Origin of the sequence: Gillisella terrae (assembly GCF_004801395.1) — a bacterium.
In the GTDB taxonomy this organism is placed as follows: Bacteria; Pseudomonadota; Alphaproteobacteria; order Rhizobiales; family Rhizobiaceae; genus Allorhizobium; species Allorhizobium terrae.
The window spans coordinates 168,562-187,635 of record NZ_SSOA01000008.1; the positions used below are offsets into that span (position 1 = coordinate 168,562).

At 55.4% G+C, this 19,074-nt stretch carries 20 protein-coding genes; 8 read left to right on the plus strand and 12 right to left on the minus strand.

Annotation, left to right across the window (positions count from 1 at the left end; translation table 11 throughout):
- Window positions 1–115: 115 nt before the first annotated feature.
- The 10 genes from E6C51_RS15055 to E6C51_RS15100 form a co-directional block, all read right to left on the minus strand.
- Window positions 116–1,468, minus strand: coding sequence for an LLM class flavin-dependent oxidoreductase (locus E6C51_RS15055; RefSeq protein ID WP_190236584.1), 1,353 nt, complete (start codon window positions 1,466–1,468; stop codon window positions 116–118).
- A 19-nt stretch (window positions 1,469–1,487) separates the two neighbouring features.
- Window positions 1,488–2,237 (minus strand): histidine utilization repressor, encoded by a 750-nt coding sequence (hutC, locus tag E6C51_RS15060; RefSeq protein ID WP_190236558.1) that lies wholly within the window; start codon window positions 2,235–2,237, stop codon window positions 1,488–1,490.
- Complete coding sequence (locus E6C51_RS15065) at window positions 2,234–3,025, minus strand: amino acid ABC transporter ATP-binding protein (protein ID WP_190236559.1); 792 nt, start codon at window positions 3,023–3,025, stop codon at window positions 2,234–2,236. Before E6C51_RS15065 ends, hutC begins: the two co-directional genes overlap by 4 nt.
- Window positions 3,022–3,690: an amino acid ABC transporter permease gene (locus E6C51_RS15070; protein WP_190236560.1), complete on the minus strand. Its 669-nt coding sequence runs from the start codon at window positions 3,688–3,690 to the stop codon at window positions 3,022–3,024. The genes E6C51_RS15065 and E6C51_RS15070 overlap by 4 nt, the downstream gene beginning before the upstream one ends.
- The gene (locus E6C51_RS15075) at window positions 3,687–4,328 is read right to left on the minus strand and encodes an amino acid ABC transporter permease (RefSeq protein ID WP_190236561.1); all 642 of its coding nucleotides are present in this window, start codon (window positions 4,326–4,328) and stop codon (window positions 3,687–3,689) included. The genes E6C51_RS15070 and E6C51_RS15075 overlap by 4 nt, the downstream gene beginning before the upstream one ends.
- Window positions 4,329–4,612: 284 nt before the next feature.
- The gene (locus tag E6C51_RS15080; protein WP_146936752.1) at window positions 4,613–5,440 is read right to left on the minus strand and encodes a transporter substrate-binding domain-containing protein; all 828 of its coding nucleotides are present in this window, start codon (window positions 5,438–5,440) and stop codon (window positions 4,613–4,615) included.
- A gap of 197 nt (window positions 5,441–5,637) precedes the next feature.
- Window positions 5,638–6,273: a nucleoside triphosphate hydrolase gene (locus E6C51_RS15085; protein WP_190236562.1), complete on the minus strand. Its 636-nt coding sequence runs from the start codon at window positions 6,271–6,273 to the stop codon at window positions 5,638–5,640.
- Window positions 6,270–7,052, minus strand: coding sequence for an ATP-binding cassette domain-containing protein (locus E6C51_RS15090; protein WP_146936756.1), 783 nt, complete (start codon window positions 7,050–7,052; stop codon window positions 6,270–6,272). The genes E6C51_RS15085 and E6C51_RS15090 overlap by 4 nt, the downstream gene beginning before the upstream one ends.
- Entirely contained in the window at window positions 7,052–8,134 is a 1,083-nt protein-coding gene (locus tag E6C51_RS15095) for an ABC transporter permease (protein WP_146936759.1), read from the minus strand. Before E6C51_RS15095 ends, E6C51_RS15090 begins: the two co-directional genes overlap by 1 nt.
- Window positions 8,135–8,322: 188 nt before the next feature.
- Entirely contained in the window at window positions 8,323–9,348 is a 1,026-nt protein-coding gene (locus tag E6C51_RS15100) for a sugar ABC transporter substrate-binding protein (protein ID WP_146936761.1), read from the minus strand.
- Between the two features lie 272 nt (window positions 9,349–9,620).
- Here E6C51_RS15100 and E6C51_RS15105 point away from each other — a divergent pair, with 272 nt between their 5' ends.
- Both E6C51_RS15105 and E6C51_RS15110 read left to right on the plus strand, forming a co-directional pair.
- Window positions 9,621–10,850 (plus strand): ROK family transcriptional regulator, encoded by a 1,230-nt coding sequence (locus E6C51_RS15105; protein WP_146936762.1) that lies wholly within the window; start codon window positions 9,621–9,623, stop codon window positions 10,848–10,850.
- Entirely contained in the window at window positions 10,850–11,278 is a 429-nt protein-coding gene (locus tag E6C51_RS15110; RefSeq protein WP_190236563.1) for an RbsD/FucU family protein, read from the plus strand. Before E6C51_RS15105 ends, E6C51_RS15110 begins: the two co-directional genes overlap by 1 nt.
- Before the next feature lie 141 nt (window positions 11,279–11,419).
- Here the strand turns inward: E6C51_RS15110 and E6C51_RS15115 are convergent, their stop codons facing one another.
- Entirely contained in the window at window positions 11,420–12,187 is a 768-nt protein-coding gene (locus E6C51_RS15115; RefSeq protein ID WP_190236564.1) for an SDR family NAD(P)-dependent oxidoreductase, read from the minus strand.
- A 241-nt stretch (window positions 12,188–12,428) separates the two neighbouring features.
- On the opposite strand from E6C51_RS15115, the gene rocF reads away from it, so the two are divergent.
- Together rocF and E6C51_RS15125 are read left to right on the plus strand one after the other, a co-directional pair.
- Complete coding sequence (gene rocF, locus E6C51_RS15120) at window positions 12,429–13,364, plus strand: arginase (protein WP_190236565.1); 936 nt, start codon at window positions 12,429–12,431, stop codon at window positions 13,362–13,364.
- Between the two features lie 82 nt (window positions 13,365–13,446).
- Window positions 13,447–13,605, plus strand: a complete 159-nt coding sequence (locus tag E6C51_RS15125) for a YqaE/Pmp3 family membrane protein (RefSeq protein WP_190236566.1) — start codon at window positions 13,447–13,449, stop codon at window positions 13,603–13,605.
- A 14-nt stretch (window positions 13,606–13,619) separates the two neighbouring features.
- Here the strand turns inward: E6C51_RS15125 and E6C51_RS15130 are convergent, their stop codons facing one another.
- On the minus strand, window positions 13,620–14,537 hold the full coding sequence (locus tag E6C51_RS15130) for a helix-turn-helix domain-containing protein (RefSeq protein ID WP_190236567.1): 918 nt from the start codon (window positions 14,535–14,537) through the stop codon (window positions 13,620–13,622).
- 308 nt (window positions 14,538–14,845) lie between these two features.
- Here E6C51_RS15130 and E6C51_RS15135 point away from each other — a divergent pair, with 308 nt between their 5' ends.
- From E6C51_RS15135 to E6C51_RS15150, 4 genes are read left to right on the plus strand one after another with little or no spacing between them, the layout of a single operon-like run.
- Window positions 14,846–15,730, plus strand: coding sequence for a carbohydrate ABC transporter permease (locus E6C51_RS15135; RefSeq protein ID WP_190236568.1), 885 nt, complete (start codon window positions 14,846–14,848; stop codon window positions 15,728–15,730).
- A 4-nt stretch (window positions 15,731–15,734) separates the two neighbouring features.
- Window positions 15,735–16,643: a carbohydrate ABC transporter permease gene (locus tag E6C51_RS15140; protein ID WP_190236569.1), complete on the plus strand. Its 909-nt coding sequence runs from the start codon at window positions 15,735–15,737 to the stop codon at window positions 16,641–16,643.
- 4 nt (window positions 16,644–16,647) lie between these two features.
- Window positions 16,648–17,763: an ABC transporter ATP-binding protein gene (locus E6C51_RS15145; RefSeq protein WP_190236570.1), complete on the plus strand. Its 1,116-nt coding sequence runs from the start codon at window positions 16,648–16,650 to the stop codon at window positions 17,761–17,763.
- Between the two features lie 26 nt (window positions 17,764–17,789).
- Window positions 17,790–19,052 carry an ABC transporter substrate-binding protein gene (locus tag E6C51_RS15150; RefSeq protein WP_146936780.1) on the plus strand — a complete coding sequence of 421 codons (1,263 nt, stop codon included), beginning with the start codon at window positions 17,790–17,792 and terminating at the stop codon, window positions 19,050–19,052.
- The last annotated feature ends 22 nt before the right edge of the window (window positions 19,053–19,074 follow it).

The following is a 19,074-nucleotide window of genomic DNA, read 5'->3' on the forward strand; positions in this document are numbered from 1 at the left end:
TTTCATTTATTAAATGTTCAATGGGCGCAAGGATGGCGGCGTTCTCAACCTGCTCCCTCCCCCCTGTGGGGAGGGTTGGGGAGGGGCCGCCGCCCATTGATTATTGAGCCAACTGTCAGCCACCATTCCTGGCCGCCGCATAGCGATTAACCGGCATCGACAGCCCCAAATTCTCCCGCAACGTATTGCCTTCATATTCCTCGCGAAACAGCCCGCGCCTGCGCAATTCCGGCAGCACCAGACGTACAAAATCATTCAAGCTGGCGGGCAGGGTGGGCAGCATCAGAATAAACCCATCGGCGGCCCCAGCCTGAAACCACTCTTCCATGAAATCGGCGATTTCGGTGGGGGTGCCGGTGATGCCATTGCCGGTGCTTTTCTCGGCATAGAAGCGGATCAGCTCGCCAACGGTATGGCCTTCCATGATGAAATCGCGCAGCCATTCAAACATGGCTTTTGAGCCTTTTGGCTCGGCGGGCAGGCGCTCCAGCGGGAAGGGCTGATCAAGCGCTACGCCAGACAGATCGGCTTCCAGAAATTCGCCCAGCATCCAGCGGCCGACATCGGGGTGTAGATTGTCGATCAGGAAATCGACCTTGGCCTGGGCTTCGGCTTTGGTTTCTCCAACATTGACCACAAGGCCGGGCATGAGCTTCAAATCATTGGTGGAGCGGCCATATTTGGCCATGCGGCCCTTGATATTGTCGGCAAAGGCCTTGTTACGCTCCAGATTGGAGGCGAGGCTGAAGACAATTTCGGCAGTGCGGGCGGCCAATTCCATGCCAGCTTCCGAGCCGCCAGCCTGCGCAATCACCGGGCGGCCTTGCGGCGAAGCTGCAATGTTGAGCGGCCCGCGCACTTGAAAATGCTTGCCCTTATGGTTCAGCGTGTGCAGCTTATCTTTGTCGTGATATAGCCCGTTGGCCTTGTCCAGCACCAGTGCATCCGGCTCAAAACTGTCCCAGAGGCCAAAGACGACATCGACAAATTCCGAGCCGCGCTCATAGCGCAGAGCATGCGGCGGCAGGCCTTCAAAACCGTAGTTATAGCCGGTTTCGTCATGGTCAGAGGTCACCACATTCCAGCAGGCACGGCCGCCGCTGAGATGATCGATGGAGGCAAAGATGCGGGCAATGTTATAGGGTTCGTAATAGCTGGTGGAGGCGGTGGCGACAAAGCCGAGCTTTTCGGTGAGCACCGACAGCGCCGAAATCAGCGACAATGGCTCAAACCGGTTCATTTTGGTGGGCGAGCGGGCCAGTGCATCGGCATCGCCAATGGCGGCGGCAGGGGAATCGGCCAGAAACATGAAATCGAATTTGGCCGCTTCTGAAATTTTCGCCACATTCAGCAGATGATCAATCTTGTTGGCCCCATGCACATCGGCGTCCGGGTGCCGCCACGCCGCCGGGTTGAAGCCGAAGGTGTAGACGAAGGTTCCCAGTTTCAGCGTATCGGTGCGGGCCATGGTGATCTCTTCTTTCTGATCAGGCGGGATTGAGAAGGCGTTGCGATGGGGTAAACCGGGCGGTGACGGCATGGCTTGCACCGGGGTAGGTGAGGCGCACCTGTGTGACGGTTTCCTCCAGCCGCCACGTCTGGCGCTCCACCACCAGAACCGGGGTGTTGGCAGCGATGTTCAATGTTTGCGCGGCGGCATCATTGGCCGCTTCGGCGGCAATGCGGTGCTCGGCAGCGCTCCAGGGGATATGGTCCAGCAGCCACGGGCCGGGGGCAAGATCAGCAAAATCCGCCTCAGCCGCCTGCGGCACCACGCCGAGATTGATAATGCGCTCTTCCAGACAAAAGGGCTTGTCATCGGCATAGTGCAGGCAGGTCAAAGCCAGCAGCTTGCGGCGCGGCCCAAGCGACAGGTTATCTGCTTCCGCCTTGGTGGGGGCGCGGATGGTTCGCGCAAGAATGCCGTGATGATAGCGTTTGTCCAAAGCGCTGACTTCATCGCGGATGTCGTAAATTTCCAGAATGGCGCTTTGCGAATTTTGCGGCATGACAATGCTGCCGGTTTTGCGCTTGCGCAGCACCAGACCTGCGCGGGCAAGCTGGGTCAGCACCTTGTTCACGGTCATGCGTGAGCATGCATATTGCTCGGTCAGCACCTGTTCGGAAGGGATTTTATAGCCCGGCGGCCAGCGGCCTGAGAGGATATTGCTTTCAATATCATCCAGAATGCGTTGATGCAGCGATTTGCTGCTTGTGTCTATCGTGTCTGTCATCATGCCAGCATCGATGCGCCGCGATCCAGATAGGTGTCAAGAAATTGTTCCAACCTTGGGTGGCGGGGTTTGGCAAAAACATCCGATGGTGCGCCGGTGAACAATAGCTTGCCCTGATCCAGAAAGCTGATCTGTTGGCCCACGGTTGCGGCAAAGCCAATCTCGTGGCTGACCACCACCATGGTCATGCCCTCAGCCGCAAGATCACGCATAACGTTGAGCACTTCGCCAGTCAATTCCGGGTCGAGCGCCGAGGTCGGCTCATCAAACAGCATGATTTTCGGTTGCAAGGCCAGAGCGCGGGCAATGGCCACGCGCTGCTGCTGGCCGCCAGAAAGTTGCGATGGATAATGGCCTGCCCGGTTTTCCAGCCCCACCTTTTTCAGCTGCACCATGGCGCGGTCTTCGGCCTCGCGTTTTGGCACTTTATGCACTGTTTTCAGTGCTTCAGAGACATTGCCCAGCGCCGTCATATGTGGCCAGAGATTGAATTGTTGAAACACCATGCCGATTTTGGAGCGCACAGCACGGATTTGCGAAGCTGGCAGGCGTTCGCGCTGGCCATCAGGCCGCTCGAAATAGCCCAGTGCTTCGCCGTTGACCGTGATCATGCCTTCGCTGGCCTCTTCCAGAAAAGCCATGCAGCGCAGCAGCGTGCTTTTGCCAGAACCGGAAGGGCCAATCAGGCAGGAGACCTTGCCCTCTGGGATGACGAGATTGATGTCACTCAACACAGTGTTGGAGCCAAAGCGCTTGACGAGCTTGGAGACGGAAATGGCGGGAAGCGTCATGGCGCGGAAAACCTCAATCTGCTCAAACGGGATTCAGCCTGGCGGGCCGCCCAGGCTGTGGCCTCGACAATGACCCAGTAAATCACCGCCAGAATGAATATGGCCTCCAGAAAGGCATATTGGGCCGAGCCAATCGCGCTGACGGTGGCGGTGAGTTCGGGCACGGTGATGATCGACAACACTGCCGATTCTTTTAAAAGAATGATTGCCAAATTAACGCAAGGCGGCAGCACAATCAGCGCCATTTCCGGCAGTAGAATCCGACGAATGATCTGAAAGCGGCTCAAGCCCAGACATTCCGCGGCTTCCACATGGCCGTGGGGAACCGAGCCATAGCCCGCGCGGAAAATTTCGGAATAGTAGGCGGCGGAATAGATCGTCAGGCCAATCAATCCGCAAGGGATCGGGTCCAGCGACAGGCCAACATAGGGGCCGCCATAATAAACGAGGAAAATCTGGATCAGAAACGGTGTGCCGCGCAGCACTTCCACAATGAACCCCAGCGGAATATCCAGAAATCTGCCACCGTAGCGACGCCCGGTTGCCACCAGAAATCCAACGAAGACACCGGCTATCATGCCGACAATCCAGATCCACAGAGTGGTGAGCGCCCCACTGGCAATTTCTGGAAGGTGATCGAGAATAACTTTGGGATCAAATATCATTTGACACCTCCAGGAAGGGCGCGTTCAGCCGCCCGGCTCAACAGCGCCACGCTCCAGCAGATGATCAGATAAATCAGCGCTGCCGAAGAAAACAGCTCCAGCGGCAGATAGGTGGAGGCGGCAAGATCCTGCGCCATACGGGTCAACTCAACAATGCCGACCACCGACACCAGCGAGGAGGATTTGAGGATCATGATCGCTTCATTGACCAAGGCGGGGAAGGTCAGCCGAAGGGCAATGGGAAGTTTTATGCGCAAAAATGTCTGACGTGCGGAGAAGCCAGCTATATCAGCAGCCTCAACCAAACCCTTCGGTACGCTCTCAAAGCCACCACGCAGGTTTTCGGCCTGATAGGCAGCCGTGCAGAGTGATAGGCCGATAATGGCGGCCACCACGCTTGGCACGTTGATGCCGATAAACGGCAGAAGATTGTAAATCAGCAGCAATTGCACAAGCAGTGGCACACCGCGAAAGAAGCTTATGAACAGTTTGGTCGGAGCCTGATAGAGCGCTTTGCCAGAAAGCATTGCACCGGAGAGGAGGACTGCCAGTAAAAAGCCAAGTGCAATCGAAATCACGCTGATGCCCAGCGTCCACCCGGCAGCCTTGACGAGCAGGAAGAAGAGTTTGAACGACATGGCTCTCCGGTCTTTGCGGTTGCGGACCACAATACATCATAGTGTGTGGGATACCCCCTCGGTCCTGCCGGACATCTCCCCCTCAAGGGGGGAGATTGACTTGGGGCAAGCGACGATTTCCTCAACCAATGTCGTCTCATGGCATTTGTGTCGGATTAAGCTGATTGTGTTCGTCTATCTAATCTCCCCCCTTGAGGGGAGATGCCTGGCAAGGCAGAGGGGGGTAAACGGCATACTCAGAAATCATCTGTTGTTCCAAAGGCAAAGCCTCAGGGTAGTTGACCTCAAAACGCAGGATCTTTCACGCTATCAGGCGTATCAAATTTGGTGCCAAACCACTTTTCCTGCAATTTCGCCATGCGGCCGTCGCCCTTCATCTTGATCAGAGCGGCATCGACGGCATCCATCAGGCTGGCGTGGTCTGCGTCCTTGGTGCCGATAAAGCCGAAATAGCTCTTTTTGCCAAAGGGCGGCAGCACCACTTCAAAGGCACCGTTGCGCTGTTTTGCCACGAAAGCAATGTTTGGCAGCGAATTGGCAACAGCCACCACCCGGCCAGCCGCCATATCGGCATAGGCATCGTTGAAAGACACGTATTCGCGGACATCAATTTTCTTGGGCAGGGTTGCCGAAAATTCCTGAAGCTGGGCCATCTGTGATGTGGCCTTGCCAACGCCCACGGCTTTGCCCGCCAGATCCTCGGGCTTGGTGATGGTCTTGTCGCTGGCTTTTTTCAGGATGGCAACGGTTGCCTCAGCGATGGGAGCCGTGAAGCGATAGCGCTCCATGCGGGCTTTTGTGATGGTGGCAGGGCCAGCAACCATGTCAAACTTGCCAGCTTCCAGCGCAGGCAGAACACCATCCCATGGCAGGGCCACCCACTCGATTTTCACACCGAGTTCCTTGCCGATTTCAGCAAAAAGATCGACGTTGAGGCCAACGTGATCACCAGCATCAATGAAATCGAAGGGGGCAAAAGCGGTCTCGGTGCCGACCTTCAAGGTGCCAGCGGCTTTGATCTTGCTCAGCGCGTCTTCGGCATGGGCTGACACGCTTGCACCAAACAACAGGGCAGCACCCAGCGCCGCCTTCAAAAACAGTCTTTTTTGCATCACGATTTCTCCCGTTTTACCCGCGCCCGTCATGCGCTGTCAGGCCGCGCCATTCCCCGTGTGTTGCCAATTGTTTTGGCCTTTTTGACTATACAAATAGAGCGAGGTTCAGGGCTGCTGTCAACAAAATTGTGCAAAAAAAAGCCGTGCTTATTTTGTAAGCACGGCTTTGGATTTTGTCGAGAGAAGAATTCGCTTTATTTCAGATCAATCACGTCGACGCTGATGTCGGCTGACCGTGATTTTTCAATCACCAAGCGGCCATTGGGCAGGTCATTGCCGTTGAGCTTCCATTCAATTGCAGCGTCATCCAGCCCATAATGCACCCAACGTTCCCGAAGGCGCTGTTCCAGCACGTTCAATGGCGGGCCGACAAACAGGGTGAGGTCAAAGCATGGGGCAAGCCGGTTCCAGGGAGCCTGATCCAGCAAAAGGTAATTCCCCTCAACCAGAATAAAGCGGGTGGCGGGCGAAATCGCCCGCGCTGATGCAATGGCCAGCTCGCGGGAGCGGTCAAACACCGGCACCAGTACCTCTTCATTGCCGCGTTTTACGGCGGTGACAATGTCGAGAAAGCCACGAACATCAAAGGTTTCGGGTGCGCCCTTGCGGGGCAAAAGGCCGCGCTCTTCCAGAATGCCATTGTCCATGTGAAATCCATCCATGGGAAGGATTTCCGCCGTTTCACCACGGGCAATCAGCGCATCGCGCAAGGCATCCGACAGAGTGGATTTGCCAGCACCCGGAGGACCGGCAATGCCAATCATGAAGCGGCTGGCACCTTGCGCCAGCCGTGCGATTTCCTCAAGAAGGGAGGAAATGGATGTTGTCATGCGGCAATCGCTTCCGCAGGTGCTTCCTTGGCACCTGTCATGAAGGCAACCGCGTCCGACATGCTGTAATCCTTCGGATTGATCACGCACAGACGCTTGCCAAGGCGGTGAATGTGGATGCGGTCAGCAACCTCAAACACATGCGGCATGTTGTGCGAGATCAGCACAATCGGCAGACCGCGCGAGCGCACGTCCTGAATAAGCTCCAGAACGCGGCGGCTTTCCTTGACGCCGAGCGCCGCCGTTGGTTCATCGAGAATAACCACCTTGGAGCCGAAAGCAGCAGCACGCGCTACAGCCACGCCCTGTCGCTGGCCCCCCGAGAGGGTTTCCACCGCCTGATTGATGTTTTGAATGGTCATCAGGCCAAGCTCCGACAGCTTTTCGCGAGAGAACTTGTCCATCGCCGCCTTGTCGAGTGAGCGAAACAGGCTGCCCATGATGCCGGGCTTGCGAATTTCGCGGCCCAGAAACATGTTATCGGAAATGGAGAGCGCTGGCGACAGAGCAAGGTTTTGATAAACCGTCTCGATACCGGCCTTGCGCGCATCGATAGGAGAGCGGAAATGAACAGGCTTGCCTTCCAGCCTGATCTCACCTTCATCCGGTGTTACAGCACCGGAAATGGCCTTGATCAATGAGGATTTGCCAGCGCCATTGTCGCCAATCACAGCCAGAATTTCGCCCGGATAGAGATCGAAATCGGCTTTGTCGAGGGCGGTCACACGGCCGTAGCGTTTGACGAGACCGCGAGCGGTGAGGATGGGTTCTTGTGCCATTAGCCTGCTACCTTTCTGATCCATTGGTCAATTGCGACGGCGGCGATGATCAGCACACCAATCAGCATATAGGTCCATTGTGGGTCGGTGCCTGCCATGCGCAAGCCAAGCTGGAACACGCCAACAATCAGCGCACCAAACAACATGCCGAGGATGGAGCCGCGACCGCCAAACAGCGACATGCCGCCAATCACCACAGCGGTGATGGATTCAATATTGGCAAACTGGCCCGCCGTTGGCGAAATGGAGCCAATACGGCCGATCATCACCCAGCCGCCGAGCGCACAGATGATACCTGCCAGAGTGTAGACCGAAATCAGCATGCGCTTGACGTTAACGCCAGACAGTTCTGCCGCATCAGGATCATCACCAACTGCATAAAGATGGCGGCCCCAGGCGGTGTTATTCAGCACATACCACAGCACGGCAACCAGCACCGCCAGGGCAATGACGCCATAGGTAAACACGGCACCGCCAATTTTGACGCTCTGGCCAAAAATCTGCAACAGTGCAGCGCTATCGCCAAGATCCTGCGAGCGGATGGTTTCATTGGCCGAATAGAGGAAGTTGGTGGCCAGAACGATCTGCCACATGCCGAGTGTGACGATGAACGGAGGCAGCTTCACGCGGGCAATAAGGAAACCGTTGATAAAGCCGCAGACAGCACCAACGACAAAACCACAAAGAACAGCCAGCGGCGCAGGAACGCCATAATGCACGGCAACCTGACCCATGATGACAGATGACAGCACCATGATCGCACCGACAGACAGGTCGATGCCGGCGGTGAGAATCACCAGAGTCTGAGCAGCACCGATAACGCCGGTAATGGCCACCTGTTGCAAGATCAGGGTCAATGCGAAGGGCGAGAAAAACTTGGCCCCCAGAATCGATGCAAACACAGCAAGCGACAGGATCAGAACGATCAAGGGCACGGCGGCCGGACTCGAATGCAGGAAATATTGAAATTTCTGCAAAGGTGTCTTTTCGTTTGTATCGAATTGCGCGACCTGCTTTGAACTGCCGGACAGCACATTTTCATATTCAAGATGGGGTTTTGTGGCGGCTTTCGGCTCGCTCATCGGTTTTCCTCCCGTCGGCCTCTATTGAGGATGAGGGCCGGGCCTGCCTGCTGCAACAATTTGCCTGCGGCGGCCTTCGGCTTTTAAGATCGTCTCTTTTATTGTTGTTACGACCACAGGTTGGGTCGGCCTATTGTGAGAAAGGCGGCCTGAGCCGCCCTTCGATGTTCAGATTGAGCGATTGGGTATTAGCCCCAGCACTTCTTCAGGCCTTCAGCAACGCTGATGGATGGAACGCCCTTGGCTGGCTTGTCGGTGACCAGCGACACGCCGGTGTCAAAGAAGTTCTTGCCTTCGGTTGGCTTTGGCTTTTCGCCAGTGTCAGCAAACTTCTTGATGGCCTCGATGCCGAGAGCCGCCATCATCAGCGGGTACTGCTGCGAGGTTGCGCCGATCACGCCTTCCTGCACGTTTTTCACGCCGGGGCAGCCACCGTCAACCGACACGATCAACACGCCCTTTTCCTTGCCAACAGACTTCAGCGCTTCATAAGCGCCAGCAGCGGCAGGCTCGTTGATGGTGTGAACAACGTTGATGTTCGGGTTCTTCTGGAGAAGGTTTTCCATGGCTGTACGGCCACCTTCTTCATTGCCGTTGGTGATGTCGTGGCCCACGATGCGTGGATCGGTTTCATCGCCAATCTTGGTTGGATCCTTCGGGTCGATGCCGAAGCCCATCATGAAGCCCTGGTCGCGCATAACGTCAACCGATGGCTGGGCAGGGGTCAGGTCGAGGAAGGCAACCTTGGCATCCTTGGCCTTGTCGCCCAGCGTTGCGGCAGCCCATTGACCAATCAACTTGCCAGCCAGCAGGTTGTCGGTTGCAAAGGTTGCGTCGGCCGCATCAATGGGGTCAAGCGGGGTGTCGAGTGCAATCACCAGAAGGCCAGCGTCGCGGGCTTCCTTAACGGCAGGCACGATGCCCTTGGTGTCGGATGCGGTGATCAGGATACCCTTTGCGCCGTCGGCAATGCAGGTTTCAATCGCTGCAACCTGGCTTTCGCTGTCGCCGTCGATCTTGCCAGCGTAGGACTTCAGCGTGACGCCAAGTTCCTTGGCCTTGGCTTCAGCGCCTTCCTTCATCTTGACGAAAAATGGGTTTGTATCGGTCTTGGTGATCAGGCAGGCAGAAACGCCTGCGGCATGTGCGCCGGATGAAAAAACGACGCCGAGAGCCAAGGCACCAAGCGTGGCACCGATCAAATTGGTCTTCATAAAGGATCCCTCCCAAGGATAAACAATGAACCGCCCTCCTCAGGGCTGTTCGGTTCACATGGCTCAACACGTCTTTTGAAGGTCGTCCATGCTTCCAGATTGAAAAAACCACTAAAAGAAATGCCTGTCAATAAATAAATCGAATTGAATTATTAATTTCCTGTGCCATGCTAAGGAAAGTCGCAAGTTTGGCGGAGGAGCACGTGCCAAGCTGGCACTGTCTGGAATTGCGGTGACAAAAACCCCTGAGAAGAGGGTGGGAGGATAAGGAAATGGCAGAGAGGATGTATGCGAGCGAGGCTGTGCCCGCCGCGATCCTCGAGACAAGCGGCGGTGCCAATCAGGTTGGTGTGCGCGCCTATAACGAGCGGCTGGTGATGTCGCTGGTGCGCCGTCACGGCAGTTTGTCCAAGGCTGAAATTGCACGGCGCAGTGGTCTTTCTGCGCAGACCGTCACTGTGATCATGCGGGTGCTGGAGCGTGAGGGCCTGCTGATCCGTGGTGAGCCGGTGCGCGGGCGCGTGGGTCAGCCATCGGTGCCCATGCGGCTCAATCCCGATGGCGCCTATTCGTTTGGCGTCAAGATTGGCCGTCGCAGTGCCAATCTGGTGTTGATGGATTTTGTTGGCAAAATCCGCCACGAAGTGCGCCGGACCTATTCTTATCCCATGCCGGATGTCCTGCTCGATTTTATGGTTGAGGGCATTGCCGAGATCGAAGCGCGTCTGGATTATACTGAGCGTGCCCGCATTGCTGGTGTGGGTATTGCCGCTCCGTTTGAGTTGTGGAATTGGGCCGAAGAAACCGGCGCGCCAGCGAAAGACATGGATGCCTGGCGCAAGGCCGATCTTCACGCTGATGCTGCGGCCCGCATCGCTTATCCGGTGTTTTTACAAAATGATGCCACCTCGGCCTGTGCCGCAGAGCTGGTGTTTGGTGTTGGTCCGCAATATCCTGATTTTATTTACTTTTTTGTCGGGTCGTTTATTGGCGGCGGCATTGTGCTCAATGCCTCACTGTTTTCTGGCCGGTCTGGAACGGCGGGTGCCGTGGGTCCATTGCCGGTGCAAAGGCGTGATGGCAAGACGGTGCAATTGTTGAAAATCGCTTCGATTTTTGTGCTTGAGAATTTGCTGCGTGAGCACGGCCATGACCCGAAAGCACTGTGGTATTCACCGAACGACTGGATTGATTACGGCGAGCCGCTGGAAATCTGGATCAGGGATTCGGCGGCGGCCCTTGCGCAGGCCATTGTTGCGTCCGCGTCGGTTATTGACTTTTCGGCAGCGGTGATTGATGGCGGTTTTCCCGATTGGGTTCGCCAGCGTCTGGTTGCGGCCACGCGCGATGCCGTGCGTGAACTGGATCTGCAGGGTGTGTTGATGCCCGAGATTGTGGAAGGGATTGTCGGGCATCAGGCCCGGTCGGTTGGCGGTGCCAGCCTGCCGCTGTTTTCCCGCTATCTTTTGGATCAGAATGTTTTGTTCAAGGAGCTTGTGTAATGCTAAAGGGTCTCAACCCCATTCTTAATCCCGACCTTTTGGCCACCTTGCGGGCCATGGGTCACGGCGATGAAATTGCCATTGTTGATGGCAATTATCCCGGCCTTGAGCATGCGCGACGTCTGGTGCGTCTGGACGGCCTGGGCCTCATTCCTGTGCTGGATGCGATTTTGTCGGTGTTGCCGATTGATGATTTTGTGCCGGAAGCCATCTTCCGCTCGACAGTTGGCAAAGATCGTGATCTGCTCGATCCCGTTCATCAGGAAATCATCGATTGCTGCAAAGCCCATGAGCCAAAACAGCCGGTGGTGCCATTGCTGGGGCCGGATTTTTATCCGCGCGTCAAGGCCGCCCATACGGTGGTGCAGACGGGCGAGCCGCGCCTTTATGCCAATGTTATCTTGCGCAAGGGCGTGATTTATCCTTGACCCTCATTTAATTAAGTGTTAACTAAAATATAAAGCAACACATGCAAACGCGGACTTGCATTTGCTGCTGGCGAGGCGCTTCTGGGAGGGGCAATCGTAAAACTGACCGCGTGGATGTCTCCACGCGGTCTTTTTTCTTTTTCAGATGGCCGTGAAGCCATTGTCGACAAAAAGATGCGCGCCGTTGACGAATTTAGACTCATCGCTGGCCAGATAGAGGGCGGCTCGGGCTACATCTTCTGGCTCGCCAATGCGGCCCTGGGCGGCTTTGATGGCATCATCAGACACATCAACGCCAAGTGCTTGCAACTCTTCCACCTCGCGCAAGCCATGGGGGGTGCGAATGAAGCCGGGGCACACCGCATTGCAGCGGATGTTGCGATCTCTAAACTCGACACCAATGGCGCGGGCAAACATATGCACAGCCCCTTTGGTGGTGTCGTAGAGCACTTCCATCGGGGTTGCCGCCACCGCCGAAATGGAGGAGGTGCAGACAATCGAGCCGCCGCCCGCCGAAATCATGCCGGGCAAAACGGCTTTGGTCATCAAAAACATCGAGCGCACATTGACGGCGTGCAGCCAGTCCCATTCCTCCAGCGTGGTTTCCAAAAAGGGCTTGATGACAATGGTGCCAGCGTGATTGAACAGCACGGTGACCGGGCCGAAGGTTTCTTCCACGCCCTTGACTGCGGCATTGACGGCATCTTCCTGCGAGACATCAGCGGTCCAGAATTCGGCCGTGCCACCAAGGGCGCGGATGTCTGCCACGGTTTTGGCAGCCTCAGCCTCATTACGATCAATAATCGCAACTTTTGCGCCTTCCGCTGCAAACAGTTTTGAGGCCGCTCCGCCCATGCCTGTCGCGCCGCCGGAGATGACGGTAATTTTGCCCTTTAATCGGTCTGTCATGGTGCCCCTTGTTGTGTTTTGTTTCGATAGCATTGTCCTCACAATGCAACATGCTCAGGTATTTTCAATGGTTTGCTTGCTGGCATCCAAAATCGTGATCGCTCTATGTTTTGCGCGGCTACCTGACATTTTTGATCACCAGATTAGCAAAATGTCACATCTGTCCATCATACTGCACAAAATGCATGGTTCAAACGCACAGGTCCGTGTGCTGTAATTGCACCATCAAAGGGAGTTTGCGATGAAATGTACGTTGATTGGTGCGCCTGTGCAGATTGGCGCTGGCCGTCTTGGCTGTGAAATGGGGCCTAGCGCTTTGCGCATTGCCGGGCTGGCATCGATGTTGACCGAGCTTGGCCATGAGGTTGGCGATATTGGCAACGTTGCCCCAACGCCGCTTAAACCCCTGCTGCATCCCAATCCCGCCATTCACCATCTGCCCGAAACGGTTGGCTGGATTGAAGTGCTGGAGCAGGCCGCCTATCGTGAGAGCGAAGCAGCCATGCCGATTTTTCTGGGTGGTGATCATGCTTTGTCGGCGGGCACCGTGCCGGGACTGGCACGGCGCGCAAAAGAGCTTGGTCGTCCGCTGTTTGTGTTGTGGCTAGATGCGCACACGGATTTTCATACGCTGGACACCACCCAAAGCGGCAATCTGCATGGCACGCCGGTGGCTTATTTTACCGGCCGTTCAGGCTTTCAGGGCTATTACCCAAAGCTGACCCATGCCGTGGACCCAGCTAATGTCGCCATGATTGGCATCCGCAGCGTTGATCCGGCAGAAAGAGCGGCCTTGCGCGAAACCGGCATAACGGTGCATGACATGCGCATGATTGATGAGCATGGCGTGGGCGTATTGCTGCGTCCCTTCTTGGAAAAGGTCAAAGCCGCCAATGGCCTTTTGCACGTCAGCTTTGATGTGGATTTTCTCGACCCGTCGATTGCGCCAGCCGTTGGCACCACGGTGCCGGGTGGTGCCACCTTCCGTGAAGCGCATCTGGTCATGGAAATGCTGCATGATAGCGGCTTGGTGTCTAGCCTCGATCTGGTGGAGCTGAACCCGTTTCTGGATGAACGCGGCCGCACGGCGATGTTGATGGCCGATCTGACCGCCAGCCTGATGGGTCGGCAGGTGATGGATCGCCCAACGCCGGATTATGCGGGGGGCATTGTGTAATAATAGTGTGTAATAATAGTCGAAAATGAACTCTTTCGACGTTCGTGCGTTGTCACTTTAATTGCTTTTTTATGGAGGCTGCATGGACGTCGTTCGTATTCTCTTCGCTATTCTTTTGCCGCCGGTAGGTGTGTTTTTGCAAGTCGGGCTGGGCTTACACTTCTGGCTCAATATCTTGCTGACGCTGTGCGGATATGTGCCCGGTATTATTCACGCCATCTGGGTAATTCTGCGAAAATAAACGGACTGAGGTGATCAGCTTGGGCGGCGCTGGAGCGGGTAAATCACCTTTCCATCTTCTTCGCCGCGCGGAAATTGCCCATCCCGATGGCGGCGTTCAGCCGCCTTATAGCCTGCGGGGCTTACGCCAATATAATGTTTGAACATGCGCGAGAAATAATAGGGGTCGCCAAACCCGCTGAGTTCGGCGGCTCTTTTCACCGATAGCCCGCCTGCCAACAGGCCCATGGCGCGCTCCATGCGCTTGAACTCCTGATATTTCAAAGGCGTAAATCCCACCTGCCGCCGAAAGATGCGGCGGAAATAATCATGATTGTAGGGAATGCTCTCCAGCACTTGCTCTACGATATGATCATCCAGCGGATCGGCGGCAATGCGGCTGGCGGCCACCATAACGGCCAGCGAGAGCTGGTCCGAATTGTCGAGGGCCGCTTCCTGCTGCGGTCGCCAGCCTTGAAACGCCGCTTCCAAAAACTCAATCAGCAACACCATGAACATATGGTGCTGATTGAGCGTGGTGGAGGATAAAGGCACACTCTCGCGATAATAACGCACCAGCGGCTCCAGCATCGTCCAGTGAGGCAGGGCTACACTGCGGCGGAGTTTCATGTGCGAAATCAAATCCATCTGGCCAAACACTTCCAAAGTGAAATGTTGCGCGAGGCCGGTATAGGGATCTTGCGAGATGGATTGCCCGCGAAACGGCATATTGGCCTCAATCAGCATGGCGCAGCCAGGCTCCATCACAATGTCTTCGCCATCAATGACATAGCGCGCGCGCCCCGTCAGACAGATGAGCAAATCATGCACCGTATTGACCTTATCCACGCTCCAGCGCGGCGTATGCTGCATCTTGATGGCCGAGCGCGTCAGGGTCAGGCTCACCGCATTGACGGGAATGCCTGCTAAAACTGTCTGTTCAGTTTTATCCATCTTTTTGTCCCATATTCTCTATTCTCGCAAACCAGTATGCTAGTATACTACGATCACACGAGGAAGATCTATAAAGGCGTATCGACCCTGCCACGTTGGAGCTCTGGCGGGAAAATACATTGAATCAATATGTTATGTTGATATCGGGCCTGATGGGTTGAAAGAAATATGTGGAGTCTGGCCACTGGGAGGAGCGGGACAATAGACAAGGCTACCCGTAAAAATCGTGCAGCTGATGTTTTCCCGATTGAATAAATGCACAAATTCGAAAACATATTTTCTGCTTTCATTGGCGGGAGGGGCGCTGCATGAGTGGCGAAAACCGTTTCATGGGGCTGGTTTATCTGTCGCCCTATATTGTCGGCTTGTTGGTGTTTACCGCGTTGCCGTTTGTGGTGTCGTTTTATCTCAGCTTCACCGATTATAATTTGATGAGCAAGCCGGTGTTCACGGGTCTTGCCAATTACATCAAACTGTTCACGGCAGACCGCACCTTTCGCAAATCGCTGTCCGTCACCTTGTTTTACGTGCTGCTGACGGTGCCGCTGAAGTTGATCTTCGCGCTGTTTATCGCGGTTATTCTCAATTATCGGCTGAAATTCATCAATTTCTTCCGCACTGCCTTTTATGTGCCTTCCATTCTTGGTGGCTCCATCGCCATTGCGGTGATGTGGCGCTATATTTTTGCCGATACCGGCATCGTCAATATGGCGCTGACCTCGCTTGGGTTTGAAGCGGTCAACTGGTTTGGCGATCCCACCAATGCGCTGTTTACCATCACGCTTCTGCGCTTGTGGCAGTTTGGCTCGGCCATGGTGATCTTTCTGGCAGCTTTGCAAAGTGTTGATAAATCGCTCTATGAGGCCGCTGCTATTGATGGGGCCAACCGCTGGCGCGCCTTTGTCCATATCACTCTGCCTTTGATCACGCCGGTGATTTTCTTCAACCTGATCATGCAGATGGTGCAGGCATTTCAAGAGTTTAACGGACCCTACATCATCACCCAGGGCGGACCTTTGAAATCCACCTATCTGCTGCCGCTGTATATTTATGACGAGGCCTTCAAGCGCTTTGACATGGGCTATGCCTCGGCCATCGCCTGGGTTCTGTTTGCCATCATCATGGTGCTCACCGTCATTGCCTTCTGGTCGTCGCGCCATTGGGTCTATTACGCTGGCGATAAGAGGAGCTGATTGCATGACTGACCACGTTCTTCACTCTTCGATTGTCAGTGCTGACGATGCTGATGTCATCCGCCGCAAACAGGCGCGCCGCCAAGTCATTGGTGCGGTGATCCGCTATGGCATTCTGACTGCCGTTGGCCTGTTGATGCTCTATCCACTGATCTGGCTGGTGGGTGCATCGTTTAAAACCAATGCGGAAATGTTTGCCAATCCCGGCCCGTGGCCCAATTCGCCAACGCTGGATGGTTATATCAAAGGCTGGCAAACCTCGACGGCTTACACCTTCGGCCATTTCTTTCTCAACACTGCCTATATCATTGTGCCCAAGGTGATTGGCACGGCCATTTCCTGCACGGCGGTGGCCTATGGCTTTGCAAGGTTTGACTTTCCGGGCAAGAAAATCCTGTTTGGCTCGCTGATTGCCACGCTGCTTTTGCCCAATGTTGTCACCCGCATTCCGCAATATCTGCTGTTTCGCGATATGGGCTGGCTGGATAGTTTTCTGCCGCTTTGGGTGCCATCCGCTTTGGCCGGTGATGCTTTCTTTGTCTTCATGCTGGTGCAGTTTTTGCGTGCCATTCCGCGCGATATGGAAGAGGCAGCGCGGGTGGATGGGGCCAATAGCTGGCAGGTGCTGATCTTCATTGTGGTGCCGATGCTGGCCCCGGCACTGATTTCGGTCTGCCTGTTTCAGTTCATGTGGAGCATGAACGACTTTCTCGGCCCGCTGATCTACATCTCATCCGTGGATAAATTCCCGGTGTCGCTTGCGCTGAAACTCTCCATCGACACCACGGAAGCGTTTGAATGGAACCGCATTCTGGCGATGTCCGTCGTCACCATCATGCCAGCCCTGATCGTGTTCTTCCTGTCGCAGAAATATTTCATCGAAGGCATCTCGTCGGGCGGGGTCAAAGGATAAAACAATGGCACGTTTGCAACTGAAAAATCTCGAAAAGACCTATGGTGGCTTCAAGGCCGTGCACGGCATCAATCTGGATGTGGCCGATGGTGAATTCATGGTGCTGGTGGGGCCGTCGGGCTGCGCCAAATCCACCACGCTGCGCATGATTGCCGGGCTGGAGCAGGTGAGCGGCGGTGAAATCCGCATTGGTGACAGCCTCGTCAATGACAAGGCTCCCGGCGAGCGCGGCATTGCCATGGTGTTTCAAAATTATGCCCTCTATCCGCATATGAAAGTGCGTAAAAACCTGTCCTTTGGCCTGCGGCTCAAGCGCCGTCCCAGTGAAGAGATTGAGGCCTCCACACAGGAGGTGGCCGGTCTTTTGGAGATTGGTGAGTATCTCGAGCGCCTGCCCAAGCAGCTTTCCGGCGGGCAAGCCCAGCGTGTGGCGGTGGGCCGCGCGTTGATCAAAAAGCCGCAGGTGTTTTTGTTTGATGAGCCGCTCTCCAATCTGGATGCGAAATTGCGCGCTTCCATGCGGGTGCGCATCACCGATCTGCACAAGCAGCTCAAGGCCAATGGCCTGCAATCTACCGTGGTTTACGTCACCCACGATCAGACCGAAGCCATGACCATGGGCGACCGCATCTGCGTGATGAAAGAGGGCGTGATCATGCAGGTGGCCGATCCGGTGACACTGTATAACCGCCCGGCCAATGCCTTTGTGGCGGGCTTTATCGGCAGCCCGGAAATGAACCTGATGGATTGCGAGTTGCGCGGTGATCGGGTGACAATCGGTGAGCAGAGCTTGCAGCTGCCGGCAGAGATGATGAGCAGGCTTTCACCCAAATCCGGTGGGCAAGTGACGCTGGGCGTGCGTCCGCAACATTTTACCATGGTCGATCCGACAACTGACAACGGTTTGAACGGCCGGGTGTCGCATGTCGAATTCATGGGCCATGAGGTCTATCTGCACGTCAATGTCGAGGGGCGCGCCCTGATCGCCGTGACAGAAGCCAGCCGCTATGAGCGCGGCAAGATCAGCGGTGACATGGTTCGGCTTATGCCACAGCCGGGGGCAGCCCATATTTTTGATCGCGCATCGGGCGAGAATATCTCGCTGGCAAATATACAGTAATTGCAATGGGTTCTGGGAGGAGCAACATGAAAAAGATCACAGCAGCATTTTTGGGCCTTGCCATGGCCGCCACCAGCTTAGGCACCGCCCACGCCGCCACCTTGCGCATGTCTTGGTGGGGCAGCGATGATCGCCATAAAGCCACGCAGGAAGCCCTGAAGGTTTGCGGTGAAAAATTTGGTCACACCATCAACCCCGAATTCACCGGCTGGACCGGCCATCAGGAAAAGATCACCACCCAGATTGCTGGTGGCACTGAGGCCGATATCATGCAGATCAATTGGCCCTGGTTGCCAATTTTCAGCAAGAATGGCGATGGCTTTGCCGACCTCAACCAGTTCAAGGATATTATTGATCTCAGCCAGTGGAGCCAGGCCGATCTTGACGGCGGCACTGTCAAAGGCAAGCTGAATGGCATTCCTGTCTCAACGACAGGCCGGGTTTTCTTCTTCAACAAGACCACGTTTGAAAAGGCTGGCCTGAAGGTGCCAACAACCTGGGACGAGTTGTTGGCAGATACACCGATTATCAAGGAAAAGATCGGCGCGGATGCCTATCCGTTTGAAGGCGCGGCACTGGATGCCCGCATGCAGTTGACCCTGCGCGTGACGCAAAAAACCGGCAAATCCTTCATTGATCCCGAGACCAACAAAGTGGCCTGGACACCGGCTGAACTAGCGGAAGGCCTGAAATTCTACAAGACCATGGTGGACAAGGGCACCATCATGTCGTGGAAGCAGGTGGCAGGCACCGGCAATATTTTGCTGCACGAAAACCCCAATTGGGCCGATGGCAAGATTGCCGGAACCTATCAATGGGATAGCGTTTACAGCAAAATTGCGACACCCCTGCAAAAGGGGCAGGAACTGGTGCCGGTTCCGCTGTTGACGGTGGCGGATGCCAAGACACAAGGGGTCTATCGCAAGCCCTCGATGTTGTTTGCCATTTCCAAGCATAGCAAAGAGCCAAAGGCGGCAGCACAAATTATCAATTGCCTGCTGAATGATCCGGAGGCTGTGAAGATTTTGGGTGCGACACGCGGCATTCCATCCAGCAAGGCAGCGCTTGCCGTGTTGGAAAAGGACGGCAAAATCAAGCCTGAGCAGATTCTGGCCCATAAGCTGGTGATGGATGCGACGGGGCCGAAGATCTCGCCACTCTATGAGCATCCGCGCGTTACCGAAGCCTTTGATTCGGTTTTCGAGGCTTATTCTTACGGCAATATCTCTGCCGATGATGCCGCGCAGGAGATTATCGACAGCGTCGATGACGCGCTTTCAGGTCTTTAAGGCTTAAAATGGATGCCAGATC

Bases quoted from the DNA above. Each gene is read 5' to 3' on its own strand.
- E6C51_RS15055 (WP_190236584.1), bottom strand. From the start codon at position 1,468: ATGGCCCGCACCGATACGCTGAAACTGGGAACCTTCGTCTACACCTTC.
- hutC (WP_190236558.1), bottom strand. From the start codon at position 2,237: ATGATGACAGACACGATAGACACAAGCAGCAAATCGCTGCATCAACGC.
- E6C51_RS15065 (WP_190236559.1), bottom strand. From the start codon at position 3,025: ATGACGCTTCCCGCCATTTCCGTCTCCAAGCTCGTCAAGCGCTTTGGC.
- E6C51_RS15070 (WP_190236560.1), bottom strand. From the start codon at position 3,690: ATGATATTTGATCCCAAAGTTATTCTCGATCACCTTCCAGAAATTGCC.
- E6C51_RS15075 (WP_190236561.1), bottom strand. From the start codon at position 4,328: ATGTCGTTCAAACTCTTCTTCCTGCTCGTCAAGGCTGCCGGGTGGACG.
- E6C51_RS15080 (WP_146936752.1), bottom strand. From the start codon at position 5,440: ATGCAAAAAAGACTGTTTTTGAAGGCGGCGCTGGGTGCTGCCCTGTTG.
- E6C51_RS15085 (WP_190236562.1), bottom strand. From the start codon at position 6,273: ATGACAACATCCATTTCCTCCCTTCTTGAGGAAATCGCACGGCTGGCG.
- E6C51_RS15090 (WP_146936756.1), bottom strand. From the start codon at position 7,052: ATGGCACAAGAACCCATCCTCACCGCTCGCGGTCTCGTCAAACGCTAC.
- E6C51_RS15095 (WP_146936759.1), bottom strand. From the start codon at position 8,134: ATGAGCGAGCCGAAAGCCGCCACAAAACCCCATCTTGAATATGAAAAT.
- E6C51_RS15100 (WP_146936761.1), bottom strand. From the start codon at position 9,348: ATGAAGACCAATTTGATCGGTGCCACGCTTGGTGCCTTGGCTCTCGGC.
- E6C51_RS15105 (WP_146936762.1), top strand. From the start codon at position 9,621: ATGGCAGAGAGGATGTATGCGAGCGAGGCTGTGCCCGCCGCGATCCTC.
- E6C51_RS15110 (WP_190236563.1), top strand. From the start codon at position 10,850: ATGCTAAAGGGTCTCAACCCCATTCTTAATCCCGACCTTTTGGCCACC.
- E6C51_RS15115 (WP_190236564.1), bottom strand. From the start codon at position 12,187: ATGACAGACCGATTAAAGGGCAAAATTACCGTCATCTCCGGCGGCGCG.
- rocF (WP_190236565.1), top strand. From the start codon at position 12,429: ATGAAATGTACGTTGATTGGTGCGCCTGTGCAGATTGGCGCTGGCCGT.
- E6C51_RS15125 (WP_190236566.1), top strand. From the start codon at position 13,447: ATGGACGTCGTTCGTATTCTCTTCGCTATTCTTTTGCCGCCGGTAGGT.
- E6C51_RS15130 (WP_190236567.1), bottom strand. From the start codon at position 14,537: ATGGATAAAACTGAACAGACAGTTTTAGCAGGCATTCCCGTCAATGCG.
- E6C51_RS15135 (WP_190236568.1), top strand. From the start codon at position 14,846: ATGAGTGGCGAAAACCGTTTCATGGGGCTGGTTTATCTGTCGCCCTAT.
- E6C51_RS15140 (WP_190236569.1), top strand. From the start codon at position 15,735: ATGACTGACCACGTTCTTCACTCTTCGATTGTCAGTGCTGACGATGCT.
- E6C51_RS15145 (WP_190236570.1), top strand. From the start codon at position 16,648: ATGGCACGTTTGCAACTGAAAAATCTCGAAAAGACCTATGGTGGCTTC.
- E6C51_RS15150 (WP_146936780.1), top strand. From the start codon at position 17,790: ATGAAAAAGATCACAGCAGCATTTTTGGGCCTTGCCATGGCCGCCACC.